Raw genomic sequence first — 2393 nt, 5'->3', positions numbered from 1 at the left:
ACGATATCCGAGCGCTCGACCTCGATGTACTCGATAACCGCGCCACGGTGCGCCACCGTCTTCACGTCCCGCTGGTACTGATGCAGCAGCGCGATTGACTGGATAAGCGTCAGGTATTTCATATGGTCGCGGCGGGTGCGCGTCTTGTCGCTCAGGAACGTGAGCTGTGACGCGAACGGGTTCACCACCTTTAACGGTTTCAGTAACCGCTGGGCGTTCTGGTGCAACTCAGTCAGATAGCCTTTCTCGTTCTCCATCAGCAAGCCTGCCAGCGTCTGTTTATGGCGCTGCAAGGCATGGATAGCCTCGGTTTGCTCCCTGCTCTCATTCACCGTCAGCACCAGACAACGGTTCAGCAGCTCTTCATCCACATCGATGGCCGTGGTGGTTAACATCAGCATCACCGGGCCTTTTACCGTGTATTGTTTGGTGACGAGGTTTCCTGTGGCATCGTCCTTGCCCGTTGAAGCAATGGTCAGTTCCCCGTCACTCTGCAACAGCTTGAGCGCATACGCGGCCTGCCGTACACCTTCTTCTTCCGCTATCGCCAGTATCTTGTGTTGCAGGTTGGTTTCGCCCAGATAGAACAGGCTTTGTCCCGTCATGGCGCTGTACTGTAAGCGTTCTTCCGGTGGGATGAGGTTAAGAACGGCGTCCATCAGGGAGGATTTGCCCGCTGCCGAACTGCTCTGGATTAACACTGCTAACGGCCTGTCCAGCTTGCGCGACACTGCTGCTAAGTAACCCGCCACTAAGTTGGTCGATTCCCCCACCACGCCACAGGCGGCAAGGTCATCGGTCAGCCTGCCGATAAGGTTAGGGTCACGCAGCAACGCCAGCGCGTCGGCTTTCGCGGCATCGTCCAGTTCCGGCGCGGTGTTATCACCCGTTTCCGGCTGGCTCAGATGACTTTCCAGTGCCAGCAGTACACGACCTAAGTGCCGTTTGATGTCGCTTTCGGCCAGCCCCAGTTCACTGGCCGCCAACCGCGCATACCCTGCACGGCTCCGCGCACTCATCATGTCCACGCTGTCGGCGAACACCACGCCGCTTTCCGTATCCAGTACCTGCGCGTTCACCTTCATCACGCCGCTACCCGCTTTCACCGACGCCATGCCCCGGATGCGCCATTGCTGGCCGGACAGCGCTATCTCCAGCTCACCGTTCGGTAACACGTCAACCACCACGCCCGGCTCGGCAACCTGCGCCGTTTTTTCCGCCGCCACACCCGTCGCTAAGGATGTGGTCGGTTGCGGTGAAGCTTTCCGTTGTGGCACAGAGGGGGGTTCAGGCTCGGATTCAACCCCGACCGCCTCCCCCATCGGTAGCGCACCTTCCACGACGGCACGGAACGCCCGCTCCGGCTCTGAGACCTTGCACAGGTATTCATTCGCATCCATCCCGGCCGGGAACACGATACGGAACGGCGTGATGCCGTCAGCGGCTAACGCAGAAGCCAGTTTTACCGCGCCTTCATCGCCTGCCGCGTCGTTATCGAACGCGATAAGCACCTGCTTCACACCATGCCGGGTAAAGGCTTGCCGCATCTCATCGGTAAACCCGCTGACCCCATACGCCGCCGTCACGTTACGATAACCCGCTACCCAGAACGACATCGCATCGATAAGGGATTCACATAAGATAACGGACTTACTCGCCACTAATACTTGCTCGTTCCACACCCCGCCGTGTGGCCCCGGCAGATACAGGTGCAGCGGCGTGCCTCTGCGTAACTCACTGCTGACCTTGCGGCCATACAGTTCACGCACCTGACCGTTGATATCGATAACCGGAACGACTAATGACCCAGCCAGATGTTCATGCCCGGACGAGCGCATTATCCCCAGCGCCTGCAACTGACCCCGGATGGCCGCACCGTCTTTGAGTTTCTTCGGCAGCAGACGATACGCCAGCGTGCGGTTGGCGAACCCCAGCTTAAACGCAGCGACTAACTCAGGATGATTGAGGCGGCGCTTTTCCAGATAGGCGATGGCCTCCGGCGCATTCAGCAGCGTATGGTGATAGAAGTCGATAACGCGTGTCAGTAACGCCTGCCTTTCCTGCTCATCGGTGATATCGGCAACAGGTGGCAACGGCGCTGCCGCTGGCACCACACCCAGCTCACCGCGCAGGCGGTCAACCGCCCGGTGCAGGCTTAACCCTTCCGTTTTCATCACCCAGTCCAGCACCGAGCCGCCCGCATCGCAGCCGAAGCAGTGATACAGGTTCTTCTCCGGGCTGATAACACAGGACGGGTTTTTCTCCTGATGGAACGGGCAGAGCACTATCACGTCTTTACCGCGCTTAAACACCTGCCGCCCCTGCGCACGCACCACCTCCACTAACGGCACGGCGGCTTTGAGGTGCTGCAACTCGGATTCGGGGAGGCGTGC

The 2393-nt window shown here is 59.4% G+C and carries 1 protein-coding gene; it reads right to left on the bottom strand.

The features are described from left to right. The coding region (locus EDC54_RS17805) for a DNA primase (protein ID WP_132459478.1) at window positions 1–2393 on the bottom strand (2393 nt) is incomplete at both ends.

The sequence above is a fragment of the Samsonia erythrinae genome (assembly GCF_004342665.1).
Taxonomy (GTDB): Bacteria; Pseudomonadota; Gammaproteobacteria; order Enterobacterales; family Enterobacteriaceae; genus Samsonia; species Samsonia erythrinae.
The sequence above is the reverse complement of the archived record's forward strand: the minus strand, read 5'-3'. Positions and strand labels throughout refer to the sequence as shown.